The sequence below is a fragment of the Streptomyces omiyaensis genome (genome assembly GCF_014650895.1).
GTDB classification, from domain to species: domain Bacteria; phylum Actinomycetota; class Actinomycetes; order Streptomycetales; family Streptomycetaceae; genus Streptomyces; species Streptomyces omiyaensis.
Genome location: NZ_BMVV01000011.1, coordinates 69,350 through 90,818 on the forward strand (window position 1 = coordinate 69,350; position 21,469 = coordinate 90,818).

At 74.6% G+C, this 21,469-nt stretch carries 18 protein-coding genes and 1 riboswitch; of the genes, 13 read left to right on the forward strand and 5 right to left on the reverse strand.

Features of this window, described 5'->3' with window-relative positions; translation table 11 throughout:
* Positions 1–105 precede the first annotated feature (105 nt).
* Positions 106–678 carry a Chromate resistance protein ChrB gene (locus IE287_RS19880; protein ID WP_189850445.1) on the forward strand — a complete coding sequence of 191 codons (573 nt, stop codon included), beginning with the start codon at positions 106–108 and terminating at the stop codon, positions 676–678.
* Positions 675–1,928 carry an MFS transporter gene (locus tag IE287_RS19885; protein ID WP_229883597.1) on the forward strand — a complete coding sequence of 418 codons (1,254 nt, stop codon included), beginning with the start codon at positions 675–677 and terminating at the stop codon, positions 1,926–1,928. Before IE287_RS19880 ends, IE287_RS19885 begins: the two co-directional genes overlap by 4 nt.
* Before the next feature lie 191 nt (positions 1,929–2,119).
* Here IE287_RS19885 and IE287_RS19890 read toward each other — a convergent pair whose 3' ends face one another.
* Complete coding sequence (locus tag IE287_RS19890) at positions 2,120–3,649, reverse strand: FG-GAP-like repeat-containing protein (protein ID WP_189850446.1); 1,530 nt, start codon at positions 3,647–3,649, stop codon at positions 2,120–2,122.
* 221 nt (positions 3,650–3,870) lie between these two features.
* Entirely contained in the window at positions 3,871–4,347 is a 477-nt protein-coding gene (locus IE287_RS19895) for a hypothetical protein (RefSeq protein ID WP_229883598.1), read from the reverse strand.
* A 501-nt stretch (positions 4,348–4,848) separates the two neighbouring features.
* On the opposite strand from IE287_RS19895, the gene IE287_RS19900 reads away from it, so the two are divergent.
* Positions 4,849–8,820, forward strand: a complete 3,972-nt coding sequence (locus IE287_RS19900) for a polymorphic toxin-type HINT domain-containing protein (RefSeq protein WP_229883599.1) — start codon at positions 4,849–4,851, stop codon at positions 8,818–8,820.
* A gap of 87 nt (positions 8,821–8,907) precedes the next feature.
* On the opposite strand, the gene IE287_RS19905 is transcribed toward IE287_RS19900, so the two are convergent.
* Positions 8,908–9,402: a hypothetical protein gene (locus IE287_RS19905; protein ID WP_189850449.1), complete on the reverse strand. Its 495-nt coding sequence runs from the start codon at positions 9,400–9,402 to the stop codon at positions 8,908–8,910.
* A gap of 607 nt (positions 9,403–10,009) precedes the next feature.
* Here IE287_RS19905 and dhaK point away from each other — a divergent pair.
* From dhaK to IE287_RS19955, 10 genes are all read left to right on the forward strand, one after another.
* Positions 10,010–11,002, forward strand: coding sequence for a dihydroxyacetone kinase subunit DhaK (gene dhaK, locus IE287_RS19910; RefSeq protein WP_189850450.1), 993 nt, complete (start codon positions 10,010–10,012; stop codon positions 11,000–11,002).
* A 24-nt stretch (positions 11,003–11,026) separates the two neighbouring features.
* Positions 11,027–11,635, forward strand: coding sequence for a dihydroxyacetone kinase subunit DhaL (gene dhaL / locus IE287_RS19915; protein ID WP_189850451.1), 609 nt, complete (start codon positions 11,027–11,029; stop codon positions 11,633–11,635).
* Entirely contained in the window at positions 11,632–12,039 is a 408-nt protein-coding gene (locus IE287_RS19920) for a PTS-dependent dihydroxyacetone kinase phosphotransferase subunit DhaM (RefSeq protein ID WP_189850452.1), read from the forward strand. The genes dhaL and IE287_RS19920 overlap by 4 nt, the downstream gene beginning before the upstream one ends.
* 151 nt (positions 12,040–12,190) lie before the next feature.
* Positions 12,191–12,384: riboswitch (cobalamin riboswitch) on the forward strand.
* Between the two features lie 29 nt (positions 12,385–12,413).
* On the forward strand, positions 12,414–13,109 hold the full coding sequence (locus IE287_RS19925) for an energy-coupling factor ABC transporter permease (RefSeq protein WP_189850453.1): 696 nt from the start codon (positions 12,414–12,416) through the stop codon (positions 13,107–13,109).
* On the forward strand, positions 13,109–13,459 hold the full coding sequence (locus IE287_RS19930) for an energy-coupling factor ABC transporter substrate-binding protein (protein WP_189850454.1): 351 nt from the start codon (positions 13,109–13,111) through the stop codon (positions 13,457–13,459). Before IE287_RS19925 ends, IE287_RS19930 begins: the two co-directional genes overlap by 1 nt.
* A 6-nt stretch (positions 13,460–13,465) precedes the next feature.
* Entirely contained in the window at positions 13,466–14,215 is a 750-nt protein-coding gene (cbiQ, locus tag IE287_RS19935) for a cobalt ECF transporter T component CbiQ (RefSeq protein ID WP_189850455.1), read from the forward strand.
* Complete coding sequence (locus IE287_RS19940; protein WP_189850456.1) at positions 14,212–15,054, forward strand: energy-coupling factor ABC transporter ATP-binding protein; 843 nt, start codon at positions 14,212–14,214, stop codon at positions 15,052–15,054. The genes cbiQ and IE287_RS19940 overlap by 4 nt, the downstream gene beginning before the upstream one ends.
* A 265-nt stretch (positions 15,055–15,319) precedes the next feature.
* Positions 15,320–17,344 (forward strand): NADPH-dependent 2,4-dienoyl-CoA reductase, encoded by a 2,025-nt coding sequence (locus IE287_RS19945; RefSeq protein ID WP_189850457.1) that lies wholly within the window; start codon positions 15,320–15,322, stop codon positions 17,342–17,344.
* A gap of 50 nt (positions 17,345–17,394) precedes the next feature.
* Entirely contained in the window at positions 17,395–17,934 is a 540-nt protein-coding gene (locus IE287_RS19950; RefSeq protein ID WP_189850458.1) for a PadR family transcriptional regulator, read from the forward strand.
* Between the two features lie 145 nt (positions 17,935–18,079).
* Positions 18,080–19,468, forward strand: coding sequence for an FAD-dependent oxidoreductase (locus IE287_RS19955; RefSeq protein WP_189850459.1), 1,389 nt, complete (start codon positions 18,080–18,082; stop codon positions 19,466–19,468).
* A gap of 76 nt (positions 19,469–19,544) precedes the next feature.
* On the opposite strand, the gene IE287_RS19960 is transcribed toward IE287_RS19955, so the two are convergent.
* Positions 19,545–20,219 (reverse strand): ABC transporter ATP-binding protein, encoded by a 675-nt coding sequence (locus IE287_RS19960; protein WP_189850460.1) that lies wholly within the window; start codon positions 20,217–20,219, stop codon positions 19,545–19,547.
* Positions 20,216–21,343, reverse strand: coding sequence for an ABC transporter permease (locus IE287_RS19965; RefSeq protein ID WP_189850461.1), 1,128 nt, complete (start codon positions 21,341–21,343; stop codon positions 20,216–20,218). Before IE287_RS19965 ends, IE287_RS19960 begins: the two co-directional genes overlap by 4 nt.
* Positions 21,344–21,469 lie beyond the last annotated feature (126 nt).

Consider the following 21,469-nt stretch of genomic DNA (forward strand, 5'->3'; position numbering starts at 1 on the left):
TGGAGAGCCCGTCCGCCGAGCCCCGGCCCCGCGCCCCCGCCCTCCCGCGGATCGGAGGTCACGCGGAACACACCGAATGATGTAACCGCTGCTACATTCTCCGTCGTGTCGAAGAGTGAATCGGCGTCGGGCGAGCGGTGGCTCGTGCTCGTCGTCAAGGTCCCCGCGGAACCGTCCCGCCACCGGGTCGCCGTCTGGCGCGAGCTGCGCCGCATCGGCGCCCTCTCGATCGGGCAGGGCGTCTGGGCCGTCCCCGACGTGCCCGTCTTCGCCGACGGGGTGTCCCGCGCCCTGGAGTTGACCGAGAAGGCCGGCGGACAGGCCCTCAGCCTCCACGCCACGGGGCGCGGTCCGGATGACGCCGCCCGCTTCCGGGACCTGTTCAACGCCGCCCGGTCGGCGGACTGGGCCGAGTTCCTCGCCGACTGCGGGAAGTTCGAGGCCGAGATCGCCAAGGAGATCCGCACCGCCAAGTTCACCCTGGCCGAACTGGAGGAGGAGGAACAGTCCCTGGAGCGGCTGCGCCGCTGGCACCGGGACCTGACCGCGCGCGACGTCTTCGGCGCCCCCGAGGCCGCCGGGGCCGCGGCCCGGCTCAAGACCTGCGCCGCCGTCTGCGAGGACTACGCCGAACGGGTCTTCACCGCCCTGCACGAGACCGCGGAGGACCCCCGATGACCGCCACCGCACCCGCCGAGGTGCCGCCCGCGCACCGCATGTGGCCCCTGTACGCGGCCGGCTTCACCACCGCGTTCGGAGCGCACGGCATCGCCGCCAACCTCGGCGGCTTCTCCGACGACGCCGTGACCTCCCTGCTCGTCCTGGGCGGACTGCTCGCCCTCTACGACGGAGCCGAGGTCGTCCTCAAGCCCGTCTTCGGCACCCTCGCCGACCGGATCGGCGCCAAACCCGTCCTCGTCGGCGGCCTCGTCGCCTTCGCGGGCGCCTCCGCCCTCTACGTGATGGCGGACGGTCCCGGCTGGCTGTGGGCCGCCCGCCTCGGACAGGGCGCCGCCGCCTCCGCCTTCTCCCCCTCGGCCTCCGCTCTCGTCGCCCGCCTCAACCCGTCGGCCAAGCGCGGGCGGGCCTTCGGCAGTTACGGCTTCCACAAGTCCATCGGCTACACCCTCGGCCCCCTCCTCGGCGGCCTCCTGGTCTGGGCCGGCGGCCTGCGCCTGCTGTTCGTCGTGCTCGCCGCCCTCGGTGCCGCCGTCGCCCTCTGGGCCGCCGTCGCCGTCCCGGCCGCACCGCCCCTGCCCAAGCGGCGGCAGACCGTCCTCGACCTCGCGCGGCGCCTGGCGGACCCGGTCTTCCTCGGCCCCACCGCGGCCCTCGCCGCCGCCACCGCCGCCCTCTCCGTCGGCGTCGGCTTCCTGCCCGTCACCGGAGCCGTGGCCGGGCTCGGCACCATCGCCACCGGCGCCGCCGTCTCCGTCCTCGCCGCCACCGCCGCCTTCGTCCAGCCCGCTGCGGGCCGTGCGCTCGACGCCGGCCGCCTCACCACCGGAACCGGCCTCGCCTCCGGCCTGGCCCTCACCGCAGCCGGTCTGGCCTGCGCCGCGCTGCCCGGCCTGGCGGGCCTGCTGGCCGCCGCCGCCCTGATCGGCGCCGGCACCGGCCTCATCACCCCCCTCGGCTTCGCCGCCCTCGCCGCCGGCACCCCCGAGGAGCGCATGGGCCAGACCATGGGCGCGGCCGAACTCGGCCGGGAACTCGGCGACGCGGGCGGCCCCCTCCTCGTGGCCGCCGTGGCGACCGTCGCGACGCTCGCCCACGGCTATGCGGCCCTCGCTCTCCTCACCGCGCTCGGCGCCCTCCTCGCCTTCGCGCGCCGCTCCTCGCGGGCACCCGGGGGAACGGCCTCGGCGGCCCCTCGCCCCGCGCCCGCGCCCGCGTCGCCCGCCCGGGCGGATCCGGATGCCCGGTAGCCGTATCCCCGCTCCTGACGAACCGTGCCCGCCGATCGGGTCGTTGCCGCCCGTCCCGGCGCCGAAGCCGGTGACGGGGGCCGCGGGCGCCGGACCGGCGGGAGACGCGCCGCGGAGCGCACGGGTGCGCGGGAAGGCCGAAGGCCCCGGGGTGTGCCCGGGGCCTTCGGCGGTGGTGCGGCGGGGAGCGGTCAGGCGAACTGCCTGACGGAGCCCCAGGTCGCGCCGCCGACGGTGACGGTGGTGCCGTTGTTGAGGGTGCCGTCGGCCTTGCCGCTGTAGTAGTGCAGGGTGCCGTCGCCCCACACGGCCTTCAGGTCGGCGACGCCGTCCTCGTTGAAGTCGCCGGCGGTGAGGTGCTTGATGGTGGACCAGGTGGTGCCGCCCATCATCGTGGTGCCGGCGTTGAGCTGGCCGTCGCCCTTGCCCGTGTACCGGTGGAGGGAACCGTCCTCCCAGATCGCCATGAGGTCGGCGACGCCGTCCTTGGTGAAGTCGCCGGCGGCGATGTGCTTGACGGTGAGCCAGGTGGCGGCTCCCTGGGCGACGGTGATGCCGTTGTTGAGCTGGCCGTCGCCCTTGCCCGTGTACAGGTGGAGGGTGCCGTCGCCCCAGATGGTGATCAGGTCGTCGACGCCGTCCTTGTTGAAGTCGCCGGCGGTGATGTTCTTCATCGGCGCCCAGGTGGCGCCGCCCAGGGTGATGGTGCGCGGGCCGTCGATGGTGCCGTCGCCCTTGCCCGGGTAGTAGTGCAGGGTGCCGTCGCCCCAGATGGCGATCACGTCGGCGATGCCGTCGCCGGTGAGGTCGCCCTTGGTCAGGTGCTTGATGGTGGCCCAGGTCGTGCCGCCGAAGAGGGGGACCTGGTTGCCGAGCTGACCGTTGCCGAGGCCGGCGTAGGAGTGCAGGGTGCTGTCGTTCCAGATGGCGGTCAGGTCGGCGGTCTTGTCGCCGGTCATGTCCCCCTGCGCGCGGAACGCGGTCGCCGTGACCCAGGTGCGCACGTCGTCGGTGCGCGTGGCGACGGCGTCGGTGCGGGTCTCGAGGGAGTCGGTGCCGAGGCAGCCGCCCTGCCAGGACTTGCCCACGACGGCGACGAGCTCGCGGGTGGTGCCGTTCACGCGCACGACGGGGCCGCCGGCGTCGCCCTTGCAGAGGCCGGCGCCGGTGGAGGCGGTGAGGTCGACCGAGGTCGTGCCCACGGTGCCGGCGGTGAACGCGGCGGTGTGCAGGCGGTCGGGGACCCACGAGGTCTTCGTGCGGCCGTAGCCGGCCGCGCGCAGCTCCTGGCCGCCGGCGGCGGGCGTCGCGGCGAGGGCGACGGGCTGGACGTTGTTGACGCGGGCCGAGAGCTTGACCATGACGAGGTCGCGGTCGGGATGGGCCACGAGCGCGGTGGCGGTGCGGGCGGCGCCGGCGCCGGTCTGGGTGAGGTCGGGGCGGCCGACCGTGACCTTGGTGGCGGCCTGGGGCTTGCCGGGCACGACGCCGGAGGCGTCGGCGAAGCAGCTCTTGGAGGTGAGGACCCACTGCGGGGCGACGAGCGCGCCGCTGCAGGCGCGGTCGGAGTCGCCGACGAGGATGTGGGCGCTGTAGGGGTGGGCCGCGGCGTCGGAGTCGACGCTCTGCAGGGCCTGGGAGGGCGAGCTGACGAGGCTGGTGGCCAGCGCGGCGATGGCCGCGCCGCCGATCCAGGTCGCGCGGGTGCGCGCGTGGGACATGGCGAACTCCTGGAGGTGGTTCGGGTCCGTCCGCGGCGGAGGACGGGGAGCGCTGTCGAGGCGCGCCGCCGGGTCTTCGGCCGGTGGACGGGAAGCAGTGGGTGCCCTGGGAAGGCGGGCGGCCTGGGCTGAGCGCCCGTGGCGCTGCGGCGGGCGACGTCCCGGGCCCGTCCCGGCGCGTGCCGGGTCCGGGTGGGGGTCCGCCGGCCGGGCCGGGCGTGTCAGCCGGTGATGCGGAGTTCGACGAGCGTGGTCGGCGCGTCGCCGAGGCCTTCGCCGACGCCGACCATCTTGTCCTTGGCGACGTTGACCGTCTGGGCCTTGCCGGCGGCGGTCAGGTCGGCGCTGATGGGGTGGTCGGTCGTCTGCAGGGCGAAGACTTCCGGGACCTCCAGCGTGAGGAAGCCGGTGGCCGCGGTCGCACGGAAGCAGAACTTGTCCTCGGCGTCGCTGGTGCGGCTCCAGATCGTGATCTGGTTGGCGGTCGCGTCGCAGGTGGCGACCACGATGTGTCCGTCGCCGCGGAGCAGCTTGAGCTTGGTCTGCTCGAGGATCCCGGCGGCGTCCGGGTAGTTGAAGTCTTCAACCAACGAGGGCATGCCCGTGGTGGACTCGGCCGTGGTGACGGCGGCGACGGCCTGCGGAGCAGCCTGGGCGCCGGTGGCCATGGTGGCCGCCGCGAGGCATGCGGTCGCCACGCCGGCGACTGCGAGAGCGACGGTCTTACGGGTAGGCGATATCGCCATCTTGTTCTCCCCTCCCTGAAACATGAAACGAGCGGTCCCCCTCCGCTTGGCGGAAGTAAAGCACAAGGGCGATCCACGGAGGCAGGGCTGCCGCACCGTCTCGCGACGCCTGGAGCTGGCCCTCCAGGGCGGTACCCGACCCTGCGCAGAGGCTGGGCACGACTTCGACTCATGTATGTCTGCACTGATCAACGACATGATAGGGCCACCGAGGGGGCTGTTCGGCGCCTGCCGGCGGGACCTTATGCTGTGCGCTCCATCAGTCGCGCTGGCAGCGGGGGTCCAGCATTTCCGGGGAGGGTTCGTCCGTTGAGACGGGGTTCCAGTTTGCGTTTCAGAAAGGCTTCAGAGCGCCGCAAAGGCGAGCGGGGGCGTGGGGGGAACGGGGCAAGTGCAGGCTTTCCGCCGTCTTCGCCATCGTTTCGCGTCATATGCCTGAGTCTTCTGCTCGCGTTGCTCGTCGGCGGCATCGGTCCCGCCCCCGCGATACAGCGGGCCGCGGCGGTCGACGCCCCGTCGTCCGAGGCTCCGGCCGACATCCCGGCGACGGACCGGGGACGGGTCGTCGAGCTGTGGAGGGCCGGCGGTCCCGGCGTGAAGGCGGCCGCCGAAGTGGCGTTGACGGGCACCGACGCCGACGTGCGGCGGTTCCTCGACCACGAGAACGCCGTCAAGCAGGCCAGTGACAGCCGGGTGGCGGCCTTTCAGATCCACTCCGCCGGCGGCAGGTCCGTGCGCGCGGCGGCCGAACAGGCCCTCGGCGGCACTCCGGCGGAGCTCGAGGCCTTCCTGAAGGACGGCTGGAAGGCGCCCCTCGAAGAGGACCAGCGCGTCCGGGCCACCCAGATCATGTCCGCGGGCGGCCGCGGCGTGAAGGAAGCCGGCACCAAGGCCCTCAACGGCACCATCGAGGACGTCCGGACCTTCATCGCCGAAACCCAGTACGCCGCCCAGGACGAGGACGACCGCGTCCAGACCGTCCAGATCATGAGCACCGGCGGGCCCGCCGTGCGCGACGCCGCCACCACCGCCCTCAAGGGCGACATCCAGGACGTCCGCGAGTTCCTGGAGGTCGGCCAGCACATCGCCCGGACCCGCGACCAGGAACTCGCCACCGTCTCCGAACTCGCCGCCCTCGCCGAGGAGGCGGGCCGCCGGGCGAAGAAGGAGACGGAGGCCGCCAAGGAGGCGTCCAAGCGCGCGATCGACGCGACGGCCCTCGCCAAGCTGGAGGCCGAGAAGGCCGCCGCCGAGACCGCGGCCGCCAAGGAGAAGGGGATCGACGCCTCCGAGGCGGCCGGCCGCGCCGCCGACTACGCCAGTGGTGCCGCCAAGGCCGCCCAGGAGGCCATCAGTTCCTCGCGCGCCGCGAACACCTCGGCGCGCATCGCCGCCAACGCCGCCTCCCAGGCCGCCTCCGCGGCCGCGGGCGCCGCCCAGGCCGCCTCCCAGGCCCGCAACGCGGCCGCCGCCGCCGCGACCGACGCCTCGAAGGCGTCCGCCGCCCGAGCCGCCGCCGACACGGCCCGCAAGGCCGCCGAGGGCGCCAAGAAGGCCGCGCAGGCGGCCCAGTTCGCCGGCACCGCCGCCACCGAGGCAGGAAACGCCGCCAAGGCCGCGGCGAGCGCCGGCGTCAACGCGAACGCCGCGGCGGACGCCGCGGAGAGGGCCGGCGGCTACTCCAACGTCTCCAGCGCCCAGGCCCAGCGGGCCAAGGCCGCCGCCGCCGACGCCCGCCGCCACGCCGCCGCCGCCGGTGCCGCGGCCGACCGCGCGACCAGCCTCGCCGGCAAGGCCGCGAAGGCCGCCTTCGAGGCCCGCGACGCGGCCAACGCGGCCGCGACCCACGCCGAGAACGCGGCCGCCGCCGCCGACGCCGCGGCCGACCACGCCGGGGACGCCGCCACCGCGGCCACCGAGTCGACCAAGCACGCCCAGGCCGCCAAGACCGCCGCGGACTCCGCGACCGCCGCGGTCGCCAAGGCCCGCACCACCTTCGACCTCGCCCGCGAGGTCGAGGCCGCCGAACTCGCCGACCGCACCACCACCGCCGTCGAAGAGGCCAAGGCCGCCAAGATCACCGTCGACGAACGCAAGGCGACCGCGCAGCAGGACGCCGAGCAGGCCCGCCGGAACGAGACCGAGGCCCAGCAGCTCGCCACCGAGGTCTCCCAGCCCGGCGCCGACGTCCCGGCCCTGGCCCCCAAGGCCCGCAGGGTCGCCCTGCACATCGCCAGGACCCGCGGACCCTGGGCCGCCACAGCGGCCCAGGTGGCCCTCGCCGGATCCGACGGCGACGTCGTCGAGTACGTCCGCACCGGCCGCGCCCTCGCGGACCAGTACGACCACACCGACCGCGTCACCCGCCTCGCCTGGGACTCCGAGTACGCGGCGGTGCGCACGGCCGCCCAGACCGCGCTCGCCGGCGACCCCGCCACCCTCCGCGCGTTCCTGGAGACCGGGCAGCACACCGCGGCCGCCAGCGACTACCGCGTCCGCGTCGTCCAGCTCATGGAAGGAGCCGGCCCCGACGTCAGGAAGTACGCCCAGGCCGCCCTCGAAGCCCAGACGACCCAGGCCCTGCGCGACTTCGTCTCCACCGGCTACTACGACGCCCGCACCAGCGACGAACGCGTCCGCGCCGTCCAGCTCATGGAGAACGGCACCGCCGAGGTCAAGTCGGCCGCGCAGGCCGCACTGGCCGGCCCGCCGGAGCTGCTGCACACCTTCATCGAGGTCGGCCAGTACCGCGCCCTGCGCAAGGACCAGCTCGGCGCCACCCACATCGCACGCGTCCAGAAGGTGATCGCGGGAGCCGCGAGCACCGCCGCCACCGCCCAGCAGCAGGCGGCCCTGGCCGCCAAGGTCGCCGCCGAGGCCCGCAAGGCGGCCGCCGAGGCCGAGGAGTACGCCCGGCAGGCCGCGGCGTCGGCCACGCAGGCCGGCAAGTACGCCGACGACGCCCGCGCCGCCGCCACGGCGGCGGCCGCGTCCGCCGCCCAGGCCGCGCAGTCGGCACAGACCGCGCGCAAGGCCGAGGCCAGCGCGCACAACGCGGCCGTCCGCGCGACGAACTCCGCCTCCCAGGCGCAGTCCTCCGCCTCCTCCGCGCAGCGCTCGGCAAGCAGCGCCTGGGCCTCCGCCGGCGCGGCCCGCGCCTCGGCCGAGCAGGCGGGCAAGGACTCCGCGGCCGCGCAGCAGGCCGCCAAGGACGCCCTCATCGTCGCGGTCAAGAAGCAGCAGGCCGAAGACCTCGCCAAGCTCAAGGACGAGGAGGCCCGGGACTTCAACGAGGACGTCAAGGCGTTCAACGACTACCTGAGCCGGTCCGAGGACATCGACTGGGGCAAGGTCTTCTCCGAGGGCGGGCACTTCGCGCTCGACGTCCTCGGCCTGATCCCGGGTCTCGGGGAAGCCGCGGACGGGGCGAACTGCGCCTGGTACGGCGGCGAGGCGGCCACCGGCTCGAAGGACGCGCTCGGCGACGCCGCGCTTTCCTGCGCCGCCGCGATCCCGGCCGCCGGCTATGCCGCGAGCGGCGTCAAGTTCGGCAAGTGGGGCGACAAGGCCGGCAGCTTCTTCAAGTCGATGTTCGGGAAGGGGAGCAAGGCGCTCAAGCAGTGCAACAGCTTCACCCCCGGGACGCCCGTCCTTCTGGCCGACGGTTCCAGCAAGCCCATCGAGGACCTCGCCGTCGGGGACCGCGTCCTCGCCTCCGACCCCCTCACCCGGGAGACCGGATCGCGCTCCGTCGACCAGGTCTTCTCCAGCACCGCGCTGAAGGACCTGGTCAGCATCACCGTCGACGAGGACGGGCCGGGAGGAAAGGCCGCCGGCACGTTCACCGCGACCGCCGCCCACCCGATCTGGACCGCCAACCGGAACGGCTGGGAGCTCGCGGAGAGCATCGTCGCGGGGGACACGGTCCGTACGCCCGGGGGCGCCGCGGCAACGGTGGTGGAGACGCGGGAGACCAGCCGGATCCAGCAGGTCTACAACCTTTCGGTCAGCGGCCTGCACACCTACTACGTGCTCGCGGGAGAGACTCCCGTCCTGGTCCACAACACCACGTGTCCCATCGGCTTCCAGGACATGGGCGGCGACTACTTCGTGTCGCCGGGAGGCCTCACCTACGGCCCCTCGAAGAAGGCCAACAAGCCGCACAAGATCGAGCACGTCCTGGAGCACACCCGCCCCAACCCCGACAGGCTGCAGCACACGGTCTTCCTGGAGAAGGACCCCAAGAAGGTGTTCGACCTGATCGACGAGGCGTGGACCAGGACGCCCCTTCCCTCCTCCGACGCCGGCGCGAAGGTCTTCGACATGGGCAGGGTCGTCGGAACGGAGGGCGAGAAGTTCCTCAAGATCGCTTTCGACCCCCAGACGGGTCTGATCAACAGCGCCTACCCCGTGAGCGGCGGCTGAGGTCCCGAAAGGGCCACTGACCGCGCGATTCCCGCATAAAGGAGTGGGGGGTCCCGAGCACTCGGGACCCCCCACGGTCCTCTCCCCTCAGGCGATCCCGTAGAACGTGGCACCCGTCACGGGATTGACGAATTTCCTGGTGGCCGTTCCGAAAGTAGACGGCACACCGGGGTGCCGCTCCTGCATCTCGACGCAGAATTCCGCCAGGACGCCCTCCGCCCGCCCCATGTGCAGGCGAATCTCTTCCGGGCCGGAATCGAGAAAAAGCCGATTCCAGGACCGAGCGCCCTGACCGACCGGAGCCGGCCAGTCCTCCGACCCCGGGACCGCACGCGTCCCGGCCCGACGGGAGCCCTCGTCCCTCGCGGCGTCGATCCTCAGATCCGCGACGGACATCACCCTCCCCCGCGCCATGGCCAGCCGCATGGCCTCCGCGATGGCCGTGGACAGGAACTCGCTGTGCCCCTCGTCGTAGCCCCAGCTGGCGATCCCTCCCGCACGCAGGAGGCAATCGTCGAACGGGTCACGCCCCTCGTTGCCCCTGCGGTACTGGTCGACGAATTCCTGTACGTCGCTGCTCAACCGGATCTCCCTGCGACACCCCGAACAAAACACTTCAGCCATCGAAAAAATTAGCACGATCACCGCCCTCCCCCGCGATGCCCGCGTCCCCCGACCGGTCGTTCCTCAGCCGGTCACCGGCCGACTTCCGCGCGAGGAACTCACGCCCGACGAAGCACCACGGACCCTGGGAAAGGAAAAGCCGGACGTCTCGCGGGAGTCGCCGCCGGTGAACTCCCCACGACCTTCCGGACCACCCCCTCCGCGAAAAGCCGCCCGCCTCCGCCGAACCGCGCCCACGGGTACGGACGCTCCCCCGTGCTCCCCGGACCGCTTCGCCGCCGCACGAAGCCCCTCGACGCGGAACCGGCCGCTTCCGGTCGCGACGCACCGGTGCGCGACCGCGCCCCCTCTCCGATAATTGCGTCATCATGCACAGATGCAGAGAGCACCCTCCCCCCGTCGCGCCTGACGACCCGCCGGAAAGCCGGTGACGGGTCGGCACCGGTACCGCGCGAAGCCGCGCCCGAGCGTCGTGGGCCGCCGCGATCGATGACCCGTGCTTCCTGCTCCGACCCGCGAGAAGCCCGCTCATTCGCCTGTCCGTCAACCTCACCGGGAGATGTCCATGAGGATGTTGATCAACGTGCCCGAGACCGTCGTGGAGGACGGCCTGCGGGGGCTGGCCGCCGCACATCCCGAGTTGACCGTGGACGTCGAGCGGCGGGTGGTGGTGCGGCGGGACGCGCCGGTGGCGGGGAAGGTCGCGCTGGTGTCGGGGGGCGGGTCGGGGCACGAGCCGTTGCACGCGGGGTTCGTGGGGCCGGGGATGCTGGACGGCGCCTGCCCCGGGGCCGTGTTCACGTCGCCCGTACCGGATCAGATGGTGCGGGCCGCGGCCGCGGTGGACAGCGGGGCGGGGGTGCTGTTCGTGGTGAAGAACTACACCGGCGACGTGCTGAACTTCGAGATGGCCGTCGAGCTCGCCGAGGACGAGGGCGTCCGGGTGGCGACGGTGCTCGTCGACGACGACGTGGCCGTGACCGACAGTCTGTACACGGCGGGGCGGCGCGGGACCGGGGCCACGCTCTTCGTGGAGAAGCTGGCCGGGGCGGCGGCCGACGAGGGGGCGCCGCTGGAGCGGGTGGAGGCGCTGGCGCGGCGGGTGGTCGCGCGGTCGCGGTCGTTCGGGGTCGCGCTGAGCTCCTGCACGACGCCGGCGAAGGGCAGCCCGACCTTCGACCTGCCGCCGGGGGAGCTGGAGTTGGGCGTCGGCATCCACGGCGAGCCGGGGCGGGAGCGGCGCGGGATGATGACCGCGCGGGAGATCGCCGAGATCGCCGTGGACGCCGTCCTCGACGACCTGCGGCCGTCGGATCCGGTGCTGCTGCTGGTGAACGGGATGGGCGGGACGCCGCTCCTGGAGCTGTACGGGTTCAACGCGGAGGTGCGGCGGGTGCTGGACGCGCGCCGGGTGCCGGTGGCGCGGACGCTGGTCGGGAACTACGTGACCTCGCTCGACATGGCGGGGGCCTCGGTGACGGTGTGCGCGGCCGACGAGGAGCTGCTGCGGCTGTGGGACGCGCCGGTGGCGACGCCCGCCCTGCGCTGGGGCCGGTGAGGGGCCGTGGGAGAGGGGACGGCGATGACGGAGTCGTACGGCGCCGCTTTCGTGGTGCGCTGGATGGAGGCGGCGGCGGGTGCGGTGGAGCGTGAGGCCGGGCGGCTGACCGAGCTGGACTCGGCGATCGGCGACGCGGACCACGGGGCCAATCTGCGGCGCGGGTTCGCGGCCGTCGCCGAGGAGCTGGCGAAGGAGCCGCCCGGGACGCCGGGGGCGGTGCTGGTGACCGCCGGGCGGCTGCTGATCTCCACGGTCGGCGGCGCGTCCGGCCCGCTCTACGGGACGCTGCTGCGGCGGGCCGGGAAGGAGCTCGGCGAGGCCGGGGAGGTCACGCGGGACGGGCTCGCGCGGGCGCTGGCGGCCGGGGTCGCCGCGGTCGGGCAGCTCGGCGGCGCCGCGCCGGGCGACAAGACGATGCTGGACGCGCTGACCCCGGCGGTGGCGGCCCTGCCCGAGTCGTTCGCGGCGGCGCGGGCGGCGGCGGACGCGGGCGCCGCCGCGACGGTCCCGCTGCGGGCCCGCAAGGGCCGGGCCGGCTATCTCGGCGAGCGGTCGGTCGGGCACCAGGATCCGGGGGCGACCTCCTCGGCGCTGCTGTTCGCCGCGCTGGAGGAGGTGGCGGCCGGATGAGCGGGGAGCGGGTCGGGATCGTGCTGGTCTCGCACAGCGCGGCCGTCGCGACGGCGGTGGCGGAGCTGGCCCGGGGGCTGGCCGGCGGCGGGGACCCGGCGCCCCTCGCGGTGGCGGGCGGCACGCCCGACGGCGGCCTCGGTACGAGCTCCGAGCTGATCGCCGCGGCGGCGAGGTCCGTCGACGCGGGGGCCGGCGTGGCCGTCCTGGTGGACCTCGGCAGCGCGGTCCTCACGGTGAAGGCCCTGCTCGCCGAGGGCGACGGGCTGCCGGAGCGGACGCTGCTCGTGGACGCGCCCTTCGTGGAGGGCGCGGTGGCCGCGCTCGTCACGGCGGGCACCGGCGCGGATCTCGAAGCGGTGGCGGCCGCGGCCTCGGAGGCGTACGCCTACCGCAAGGTCTGAGGCGCGCGCGGGAGGGTCCGCTCCGGCCCGGACCGCCACCGTGCCGGGGTCCGTACCGGGCTTCGTTCCGGGGTCCGTGCCGGGGCGGTCCGCCGTCCGGTCTCCGAGCGCGAGTGACCGACCCCGCATTGTGATGAAGCAGGTCAACACACTAATGTCACAGGGCCTTGGTGTTCGGGAAACCGGTGCAGTACCGGTGCGGCCCTCGCCACTGTGATCGGGAGGTCAGGCTCCGTCCCCTCGGGGAAGCCACTGCTCCGCCGCGGGAGACCGTCGCGGGGTGGGAAGGCGGAGTCGGACGTCATGACCGTCAGCCAGGAGACCGGCCAGGGCGCGTTGTCCATCCACGAGGTGCTGGAGAGGGTCTCCCGATCATGCATATCGCCGAGGGGTATCTGCCCCCCGTCCATGCGGCCGCCTGGGGCGTCGCATCGGCCCCGTTCGTCGTCCACGGCGTCCGCGCGCTCACCCGCGAGGTGCGCGCCAACCCCGAGTCCACCCTGCTGCTCGGCGCCTCCGGCGCCTTCACGTTCGTCCTGTCCGCGCTCAAACTGCCTTCGGTGACCGGCAGTTGCTCCCATCCGACGGGCACGGGACTGGGCGCGATACTGTTCCGGCCGCCGATCATGGCGGTCCTCGGCACCATCACGCTCCTCTTCCAGGCGCTGCTGCTCGCCCACGGCGGGCTGACCACGCTGGGGGCGAACGTCTTCTCGATGGCGATCGTCGGCCCCTGGGCGGGGTACGGCACCTACGTGCTGCTGAAGCGGTCCGGGGCGCCGCTGATGGTGGGCGTGTTCTTCGGCGCGTTCGTCGCGGACCTGTCCACGTACTGCGTGACCAGCGTCCAGCTGGCCGTCGCCTTCCCCGACCCGGGCAGCGGCATCGCCGGGTCGCTGGCGAAGTTCGGCTCCATCTTCGCGGTGACGCAGATCCCGCTCGCGGTGAGCGAGGGACTGCTGACGGTGCTGGTGGTCCGGCTGCTCACGCAGTCCAGCAAGGGCGACCTGCTGCGCCTCGGCGTGCTCACCCGGACGGAGTCGAAGCGACGCGAGGAGGCGGCGGCGTGATGAGCCGGAACGCGAAGATCAACACCCTGCTGCTCGCGCTCGTGGCGGCGCTCGCGGTCCTGCCGCTGGCGCTCGGTCTCGGCGACCACAAGGAGGAGCCGTTCGCCGGCGCCGACGCGGAGGCCGAGACGGCGATCACCGAGATCGAGCCGGACTACGAGCCGTGGTTCAGCCCGCTGTACGAGCCGCCGTCGGGCGAGATCGAGTCGGCCCTGTTCGCCCTCCAGGCGGCGCTGGGCGCCGGTGTCCTCGCGTACTACTTCGGGGTGCGGCGCGGCCGGCGGCAGGGCGAGGAGCGGGCCGCGGCCCGCGCGGGGAGCGGATCGCCGGCCGCGGACGCGGACGCGTAGCCGCCGATGCTGCCGATCGACGCGGCGGCGCACAGCAGTCGCTGGCGCCGCCGCCATCCGGCCGAGAAGGCCGCGCTCGGCTTCGGCCTGACGCTCTGCGCGGTGTGCCTGCCGCCGTGGCCGGGCGCGGTCCTGGTCGCGGCGGCCACCCTCGCCGTGCTGCTCGGTCCGGCCGGCGTGCCGGGCCGGCAGCTGTGGCGGGCCTTCCGGATCCCGCTGGGCTTCTGCGTCACGGGCGCCGTGCCGCTGCTGTTCGCGGTGGGCGGGCCCGGGGGCGCCGTGGCCTGGGCTCCGGACGGACCGGCGCACGCCGGGGAGCTGCTGCTGCGGACGGCGTCGGCCTCCCTGGGGGTGCTGCTGTTCGCCTTCACCACCCCGGTGTCGGACGTGCTGCCGCGCCTGGTGCGGGCCGGGGTGCCGGCGCCGGTGGTGGACGTGGCCCTGGTGATGTACCGGATCGTCTTCCTGCTGCTCGACGCGCAGGCGAAGGTGCGGCAGGCGCAGGCGGCACGGCTCGGGGCGACGACCCGGGCGGCCGTCTGGCGGTCGCTCGCCGGTCTCGGCGCGACCTCGTTCGTGCGCGCCTTCGACCGGGCGCAGCGGCTCCAGACCGGGCTCGCCGGGCGCGGTTACGACGGCACGCTGCGGGTCCTGCTGCCCGGGGCGGCGGTCTCCCGCCCGTTCCTCGCGGCGACGGGCGGCCTCCTCGCGGGGCTCGTCGCCCTCACCCTTGTACTGGAAAGGCTTCTGCCATGACGGCCCCCATCCCGGTCGTGGAGCTGGTGCGCGCGGGCTTCGCGTACGAGGACGGGCCGGCCGTCCTGTCCGGCGTCGGGTTCGCGGTGACGGAGGGCCGGGCGATCGCGCTGCTCGGGCGCAACGGCGGCGGGAAGACCACGCTGCTGCGGCTGCTGAGCGGCGGGCTGCGCTGCGGCTCCGGGTCGCTCCTCCTGGACGGCAGGGAGGTGACGTACGACCGGAAGGGGCTGACCCGGCTGCGGACCTCGGTGCAGCTGGTGGTGCAGGACCCGGACGACCAGCTCTTCGCCGCCTCGGTGGCGCAGGACGTGTCCTTCGGGCCGATGAACCTGGGGCTGCCGGAGGAGAAGGTGCGGCTGCGGGTCGCGGAGGCGCTGGAGGCGCTGGACATCACCGCGCTGGCGGACCGGCCGACGCACCTGCTCTCCTACGGGCAGCGGAAGCGGGCGGCGATCGCGGGCGCGGTGGCGATGCGCCCCCGGGTCCTGGTCATGGACGAGCCGACGGCGGGCCTCGACCCGCACGGCCAGGAGCGGCTCCTGGAGACCCTGGAGCGGCTGCGGGCGGCGGGCACGACGGTGGTCATGGCCACGCACGACGTGGACCTGGCGCTGCGCTGGGCGGACGAGGCCGCCGTCCTCTCCCCCGCCGGACTGCGCACCGGCCCGGCCGCCGGACTCCTCGCGGACGAGGCGCTGCTGGACGCGGCCCGGCTGCGCCGCCCCTGGGCGGTCCCGGTCGGGCGGCTGCTCCGCGCGCGGGGGCTGCTGCCGGAGGGCGCACCGGGTCCGCGGACCGCCGAGGACCTGGACGCGCTGCTGGACCGGGTGGGGTGAGCGGCCGGTCCCCGGCGCGGTCGAACGACCCCGCCGGGTGCCGGCCGTGCCGTCGGGCGCTTCCCCGGCCCGTCGTCCGCCCCGTGGTCACCCCTCCGCCCCGCGAGGCTCCGCACGCCGCCTCGCGGGGTCGCGCCGTCAAGGGCGCGCCGGACTTCTACCGAGTAGTAACCATCACACCCCGAAGCTTCTGCAACTAGTTGCATAAACGAGGGCGGGTCGCCTACAACAGGATCCGACGATCCCTGCGCGAGGAGGCGCCCCCGTGACCGCGACGACCCCGTACCCGCACCTGCTCAGCCCGCTCGACCTCGGCTTCACCACCCTGCCCAACCGGGTGATCATGGGCTCGATGCACGTCGGCCTGGAGGAGACCGAGCACGGCTTCGAGCGGATGGCCGCCTTCTACGCGGAGCGGGCGCGCGGCGGCGTCGGGCTCATCGTCACCGGCGGCATCGCGCCCAACGAGGCCGGACGGCCGTGGGACGGCGGCGCCAAGCTGACCACCGCCGAGGAGGTCGCCGAGCACCGGCTGATCACCGGCGCCGTGCACGCCGAGGGCGGACGGATCGCGATGCAGATCCTCCACTTCGGCCGGTACGCCTACCACCCCGGGCTCGTCGCGCCGAGCGCCCTCCAGGCGCCCATCAGCCCCTTCGTGCCGAACGAGCTGACCGAGGCCGAGGTCGAGCAGACCGTCGAGGACTACGCGCGGTGCGCCGAGCTGGCCCGGGAGGCCGGCTACGACGGCGTCGAGGTCATGGGCTCCGAGGGCTACCTCATCAACGAGTTCATCGCCGCCGCCACCAACCACCGCACCGACCGCTGGGGCGGCTCCTACGAGAACCGCGTCCGCTTCCCGCTGGAGATCGTCCGCCGGATCCGCGAGCGGGTCGGCACCGACTTCATCGTCGTCTACCGCCTCTCGATGCTGGACCTCGTCCCCGGCGGCTCCACCCTGGAGGAGGTCGTCCGGCTCGCCCGGGAGATCGAGGCCGCGGGCGCGACCATCATCAACACCGGCATCGGCTGGCACGAGGCCCGCATCCCCACCATCGCCACCTCCGTCCCCCGCGGCGCCTACACCTGGGTGACGAAGAAGCTGATGGGCGCGGTGTCGGTGCCGCTCGTCACCAGCAACCGCATCAACACCCCCGAGGTCGCCGAGGAGATCCTCGCCGACGGACGCGCCGACCTCGTCTCGCTCGCCCGCCCCTTCCTCGCCGACCCCCACTTCGTGCGGAAGGCGTCCGCCGGGCGCTCCGAGACCATCAACACCTGCATCGGCTGCAACCAGGCCTGCCTCGACCACACCTTCAACCTCAAGATCACCTCCTGTCTGGTCAACCCGCGCGCCTGCCACGAGACCGAGCTGGTCCTCTCCCCCACCCGGCTCGCCAAGCGGATCGCCGTCGTCGGCGCCGGACCCGCCGGCCTCTCCTGCGCCGTCTCGGCGGCCGAGCGCGGCCACGGCGTCACCCTCTTCGACGCCGCCGCCGAGATCGGCGGCCAGCTCAACGTCGCCAAGCGGGTCCCCGGCAAGGAGGAGTTCGACGAGACCCTCCGCTACTTCCGCGTCCAGCTCGCCGAGCACGGCGTCGACGTCCGCCTCGGCACCCACGTCACCGCCGCCGACCTGGACGGCTTCGACGAGGTCGTCGTCGCCACCGGCGTCACCCCCCGCGACCCGGGCATCGAGGGCCAGGACCACCCGAGCGTCCTCGGCTACCTCGACGTGCTCCGCGACGGCGCGCCGGTCGGCGAGCGGGTCGCGATCATCGGCGCCGGCGGCATCGGCTTCGACGTCGCCGAGTTCCTGACCGACGGCGGCGAGGGCGCGAGCCAGGACCCCGAGACGTACTTCCGCCAGTGGGGCGTCGACACCTCCTACGAGAACCGGGGCGGGCTGCGCAGGCCCGAGCGGAACGCGCCGCCGCGCCAGGTCCACCTGCTCCAGCGCAAGACCACCAAGGTCGGCGCGGGGCTCGGCAAGACCACCGGCTGGATCCACCGCACCGAGCTCAAGCACCGGGGCGTCGCCATGGTCGCGGGCGTCGGCTACGACCGGATCGACGACGAGGGCCTGCACCTCACCGTCGACGGGGAGCGGCAGCTGCTGCCGGTCGACACGATCGTCCTCTGCTCCGGCCAGGAGCCCCGCCGGGGCCTGTACGACGAGCTGGTCGCCGCCGGCCGCACGGCCCACCTCATCGGCGGGGCCGACGTCGCCGCCGAGCTGGACGCCAAGCGGGCGATCGACCAGGGCACGCGGCTCGCCGCCACCCTGTGACCCGCTGACCGTCCCCCGGGACGCATGGCCCCCGAACCTAGGATGCGAGCATGTCCCTCCCGCACGCGATCCTCACCGCGCTGCTCGAGAAGCCGTCCTCCGGCCTCGAACTGACGCGCCGCTTCGACAAGTCGATCGGCTACTTCTGGTCGGCCACGCACCAGCAGATCTACCGGGAGCTGGGGCGCCTGGAGGAGGCGGGGCAGATCCGCGCCCTGCCCTCCCCGGTGCCGGTGCGCGGGCAGCGCAAGGAGTACGAAGTGCTGCCCGACGGGCGGGAGTTCCTGCGCGAGTGGGTCGGGGCGGCCGAGGACCCGAAGCCGCTGCGGTCCGCGCTGCTGCTGCGGCTGCGGGCCGCGGCCGTGGTCGGCTCGGCGGGCCTGCGCGCCGAACTGGAGCGGCACCTCGCGCTGCACCGGGCCCAGCTCGACGAGTACCACCTCATCGAGGAGCGGGACTTCCCCGCCGAACGGCGCGGCTCCGAACCCGACCGGCTGCGCCACCTCGTCCTGCGCGGCGGCATCGACCTGGAGCGCTTCTGGGTGGAATGGCTGACCGCCGCCCTGGCCGAACTGGGGCCGCAGGACTGACGGCCGCTCCCCTCCGCCCGCCGGGGACGACGGGCCCGCGCCCCCGCCCCGCGCCCTTCCGCCCCCGCCGCGCGCGGGCCCGCCCCCCGCCCGCCGTGGATACTGGTCGGCATCGGGTCATGGTCCACGACGGGAAAGGGCGGGTATGGCCGACGACTTGGGGCACCGCGGGACACGTCACGCGGTGGTCATCGGGGGAAGTCTCGCCGGACTCCTGGCGGCGCGGGTCCTCGCCGAACACGCGGAACGGGTCACGGTCGTCGAGCGCGACCGGCTGCCGGAGGGGCCGGACGCCCGGCCCGGGGTCCCCCAGGGCCGCCACCTCCACGTGCTGATCGCGGGCGGCCAGCAGGCGCTCGACGAACTGCTGCCCGGCTTCACGGACGAACTGCGCGGGCTGGGCGCGCCCCGGGTGGGGATGCCGACGGACATGGTCCAGTGGCAGTCCGGCCAGTGGTTCACCCGCCTGCCCGCCTCCGCTCACTTCTACAGCGGCCCGCGGCCCCAGCTGGAGTGGCTGGTGCGGCAGCGGGTCCTCGCCGACCCGCGGGTCGAACTCGTCGACGGCACCGAGACGGTGGGCCTGACCGGCACCGCCGCACGGGTCACCGGCGTCCGGGTGCGCGAGCGCGGCGCGGGCGGACGGGAGGAGCGCGTCCTCGCCGCCGACCTGGTGGTGGACGCCTCCGGCCGGTCGACGAAGGCGGCGGACTGGCTGGCCGCGATCGGCGCCGAGGCGCCGCACGAGGAGACCCTCGACACCGGTCTCGCCTACAGCTCGCGGGTGTACCGGGCGACGGACGCGGTGCCGGCCACGGACGCGCTCGGCTACTACGTCGTGCCGGGCCCGCAGCAGCCGTACGGCGGGGTGATCGTCCCGCTCGGGGACGGCCACCACATCGTCACCCTCTCGGGGCTGCGCGGCGACGAACCCCCCACCGACGAGGGGGGTTTCGAGGAGTACGCGAAGCGGCTGCCGCACCCGGTGGTGAGCGAGTGGCTGGCCGGCGCCGAGCCGGCCGGACCCGTCCACGGCTTCCGGCGTACCGCCAACATCCGCCGCCGGTACGACCGTCCGGGCCGCCGCCCGGCCGGGTTCCTCGCCACCGGCGACGCGTTGTGCGCGTTCAACCCGATCTACGGCCAGGGCATGGCGGTGGCGGCCCTCGGCGCGCTCGCGCTGCGCCGGGCGCTGTCCGACACCCGGCGGGTGCCGACCACCCGGCGGGTGCAGCGGGCGCTGCTCGACGCGTCCGCCCAGGCCTGGGACATCTCGGCGGGAGCGGACAAGAAGATGCCGGGCGCGACCGGTGACGCGGCCCGGTCGAAGCCGGCCGACCGGGTGACCGGCTGGTATCTGGCCCGGGTGCAGGAGCGCGCGGCCGGCGACGCCGTGGTCGGGGTGCCGTTCCGGGCGGCGCTGACCCTGACCGCCCCGCTCACGAGCCTGTTCGCCCCGGCGGTGGTCAGGGCGGCGCTCTTCTCGCCGGTCCCCGCGACCCCGGTGGAGCCGCCGTTGCGGCTCGGGGACTGACGGCACGGGGAACGGGGCGACGGCGGCCCCGGGCGGTGGACGCCCGGGGCCGCCGTCGCCGTCTCCGCCCGGCCGCTCAGGCGGAGGCGGACACCGGGGGCCTCAGCATGTCCACGGTGGCGTCGGCGGCCTCGGTGACCACCGGGTCGTGGGTGGCGACGACGGTGACGGAGCCGTACCGGTGGGTGGTGCGGACGAGGAGGGCGGCGAGGTCCTCGGCCCTGCTCCGGTCGACGGCGGCGGTCGGTTCGTCGACGAGGAGGAGTTCCGGCTCCAGGAGGAGGGCCCGGGCCAGGGCGATCCGCCGGCGTTCGCCGCCGGAGAGCTGGTCGGGGCGGTGGGCGAGGCGGTGGGCGAGCCCGACCTCGGTGAGCAGTTCCCTGGCCCTGGCGCGCAGGGCGCGGGGCCGTCGGCCGGCGATCGAGGCGGCGGCGAGGAGCTGCTCCTCGGCGGTGAGGCCGGTGAGCAGGTTGCCGCTCTGGAACACGTAGCCGACGCGCTCGCGCCGGGCCCGGGCGCGCTCGCGGTCGCCGAGGGCGGCGAGGTCGGTGCCGTTGAGGAGGACCCGGCCCCGGTCGGGGCGGAGCAGGGCGCCGGCGACCGCGAGGAGGGTGGACTTACCGGAGCCGGAGGGGCCCACGAGCGCGGTGAGGACGCCCGGGCGGAAGGTCGCCCCGAAGCCGTCGAGGGCGGTGGTGCGGGAGTCCCCGCGGCCCAGGGTGACGGTGAGGGCGTCGAGGTGGAGGCTCATCGGGCGGCTCCGAGCAGGGTCATGGGGTCCACGGTGGCGACCCGGCGCAGGGTGAGGGCGGTCCCGGCGAGGCCGACCAGGGCGACCGCGCCCAGGGTGGCCGCGAGGGTGGTGGCGGGCAGGCTGAAGGGCACCTGCGCGCCGACGAGGAGGCCGACGGCGGAGGCGAGCGCGCCGCCGGTGGCGGTGCCCGCGGCGACGACGAGGGCCGCCTGGGCGAGGGTGTGGCCGAGCAGGCGGCGCCGGGAGGCCCCCAGGGCGCGCAGCAGGGCGAGTTCGGGGGTGCGCTGGACGGTCCAGACGGCGAAGAAGGCGCCGACGACGAGCGGGGCGATGAGGAAGAGGAAGCTCTGGATCGACGTCATGGTGAGGCGTTCCCCGTCGTAGCCGGGGGCGGCCGCGAAGGCCTGCTCCAGGGTGACGGTGCGGGTGCCGTGACGCCGGTCGGCGGCGGCGAGCGCGGCAGCGCCGGCGTCGGGGGGGAGCCGGAGGGCCACGGCGCTGTACTGCGCGGGGAGTTCGGCGGGGCGGGCCGTGGCGCCGGGGACGGTGAAGCGGATCCGGCGCCAGGTGTCGGTGGTGACGTAGGCGACGGGGACGTGCCCGTAGGCGGACCGGCCGGTGGTGCCGACCACGTCGAGGGTGATGCCGAGGCGGTCGACGGTCAGGGTGTCGCCGACGCGGACGCCCTCGTCCACCAGCCGGCGCGAGACGACGATCCCCCCGGGCCGGGCCGCGTCGAGCGGCGCCCCGGCGTCGGCTCCGGGGTCGGTGAAGGCGCCGGGCACGACGCCGAAGGCGGCGAGGTCGACCTCGGTGCCCCGGCCGGTGGTGCCGCGGGTGAGGGTGACGCCGAGCGGGGTGGCCTCGGCGCGCTCCTCGCGGCCCCAGCCGGTGGCGGTCCGGTCGTCGACCAGGCCGCGGGCGAACTGGTCGGACGCGGAGCCGGAGGCGAAGGCGACGTGGGTGGCGGGGAGCCGGCGCAGGGCGGAGACGGTGTCGTCCCCGAGGCCGGTGGTGAAGCCGGAGACGATCCCGACGAGCGCGGCGACGAGCACGACGACGCTGCCCATCAGCAGGAAGCGGCCCCGGGCCGCTCTCAGCTCCAGCAGGGCGAGGAACATGGCGTGCACTCCAAAGTTGGGGACAAGGCGTCCCCAAGATAGAAGATGGCGACGCGCCGTCCCCAAGTGGGGGTGGATGTCGGCCCGGGGCGGGGCTCCGACGACCGGGACCGGGAGGCCGGGACC

What these genes read in the sequence shown, in the direction of transcription:
- IE287_RS19885 (WP_229883597.1), top strand. Translation starts at nt 675, where the DNA reads ATGACCGCCACCGCACCCGCCGAGGTGCCGCCCGCGCACCGCATGTGG.
- IE287_RS19890 (WP_189850446.1), bottom strand. Translation starts at nt 3,649, where the DNA reads ATGTCCCACGCGCGCACCCGCGCGACCTGGATCGGCGGCGCGGCCATC.
- dhaK (WP_189850450.1), top strand. Translation starts at nt 10,010, where the DNA reads ATGAGGATGTTGATCAACGTGCCCGAGACCGTCGTGGAGGACGGCCTG.
- dhaL (WP_189850451.1), top strand. Translation starts at nt 11,027, where the DNA reads ATGACGGAGTCGTACGGCGCCGCTTTCGTGGTGCGCTGGATGGAGGCG.
- IE287_RS19920 (WP_189850452.1), top strand. Translation starts at nt 11,632, where the DNA reads ATGAGCGGGGAGCGGGTCGGGATCGTGCTGGTCTCGCACAGCGCGGCC.
- IE287_RS19925 (WP_189850453.1), top strand. Translation starts at nt 12,414, where the DNA reads ATGCATATCGCCGAGGGGTATCTGCCCCCCGTCCATGCGGCCGCCTGG.
- IE287_RS19930 (WP_189850454.1), top strand. Translation starts at nt 13,109, where the DNA reads ATGAGCCGGAACGCGAAGATCAACACCCTGCTGCTCGCGCTCGTGGCG.
- cbiQ (WP_189850455.1), top strand. Translation starts at nt 13,466, where the DNA reads ATGCTGCCGATCGACGCGGCGGCGCACAGCAGTCGCTGGCGCCGCCGC.
- IE287_RS19940 (WP_189850456.1), top strand. Translation starts at nt 14,212, where the DNA reads ATGACGGCCCCCATCCCGGTCGTGGAGCTGGTGCGCGCGGGCTTCGCG.
- IE287_RS19950 (WP_189850458.1), top strand. Translation starts at nt 17,395, where the DNA reads ATGTCCCTCCCGCACGCGATCCTCACCGCGCTGCTCGAGAAGCCGTCC.
- IE287_RS19955 (WP_189850459.1), top strand. Translation starts at nt 18,080, where the DNA reads ATGGCCGACGACTTGGGGCACCGCGGGACACGTCACGCGGTGGTCATC.
- IE287_RS19960 (WP_189850460.1), bottom strand. Translation starts at nt 20,219, where the DNA reads ATGAGCCTCCACCTCGACGCCCTCACCGTCACCCTGGGCCGCGGGGAC.
- IE287_RS19965 (WP_189850461.1), bottom strand. Translation starts at nt 21,343, where the DNA reads ATGTTCCTCGCCCTGCTGGAGCTGAGAGCGGCCCGGGGCCGCTTCCTG.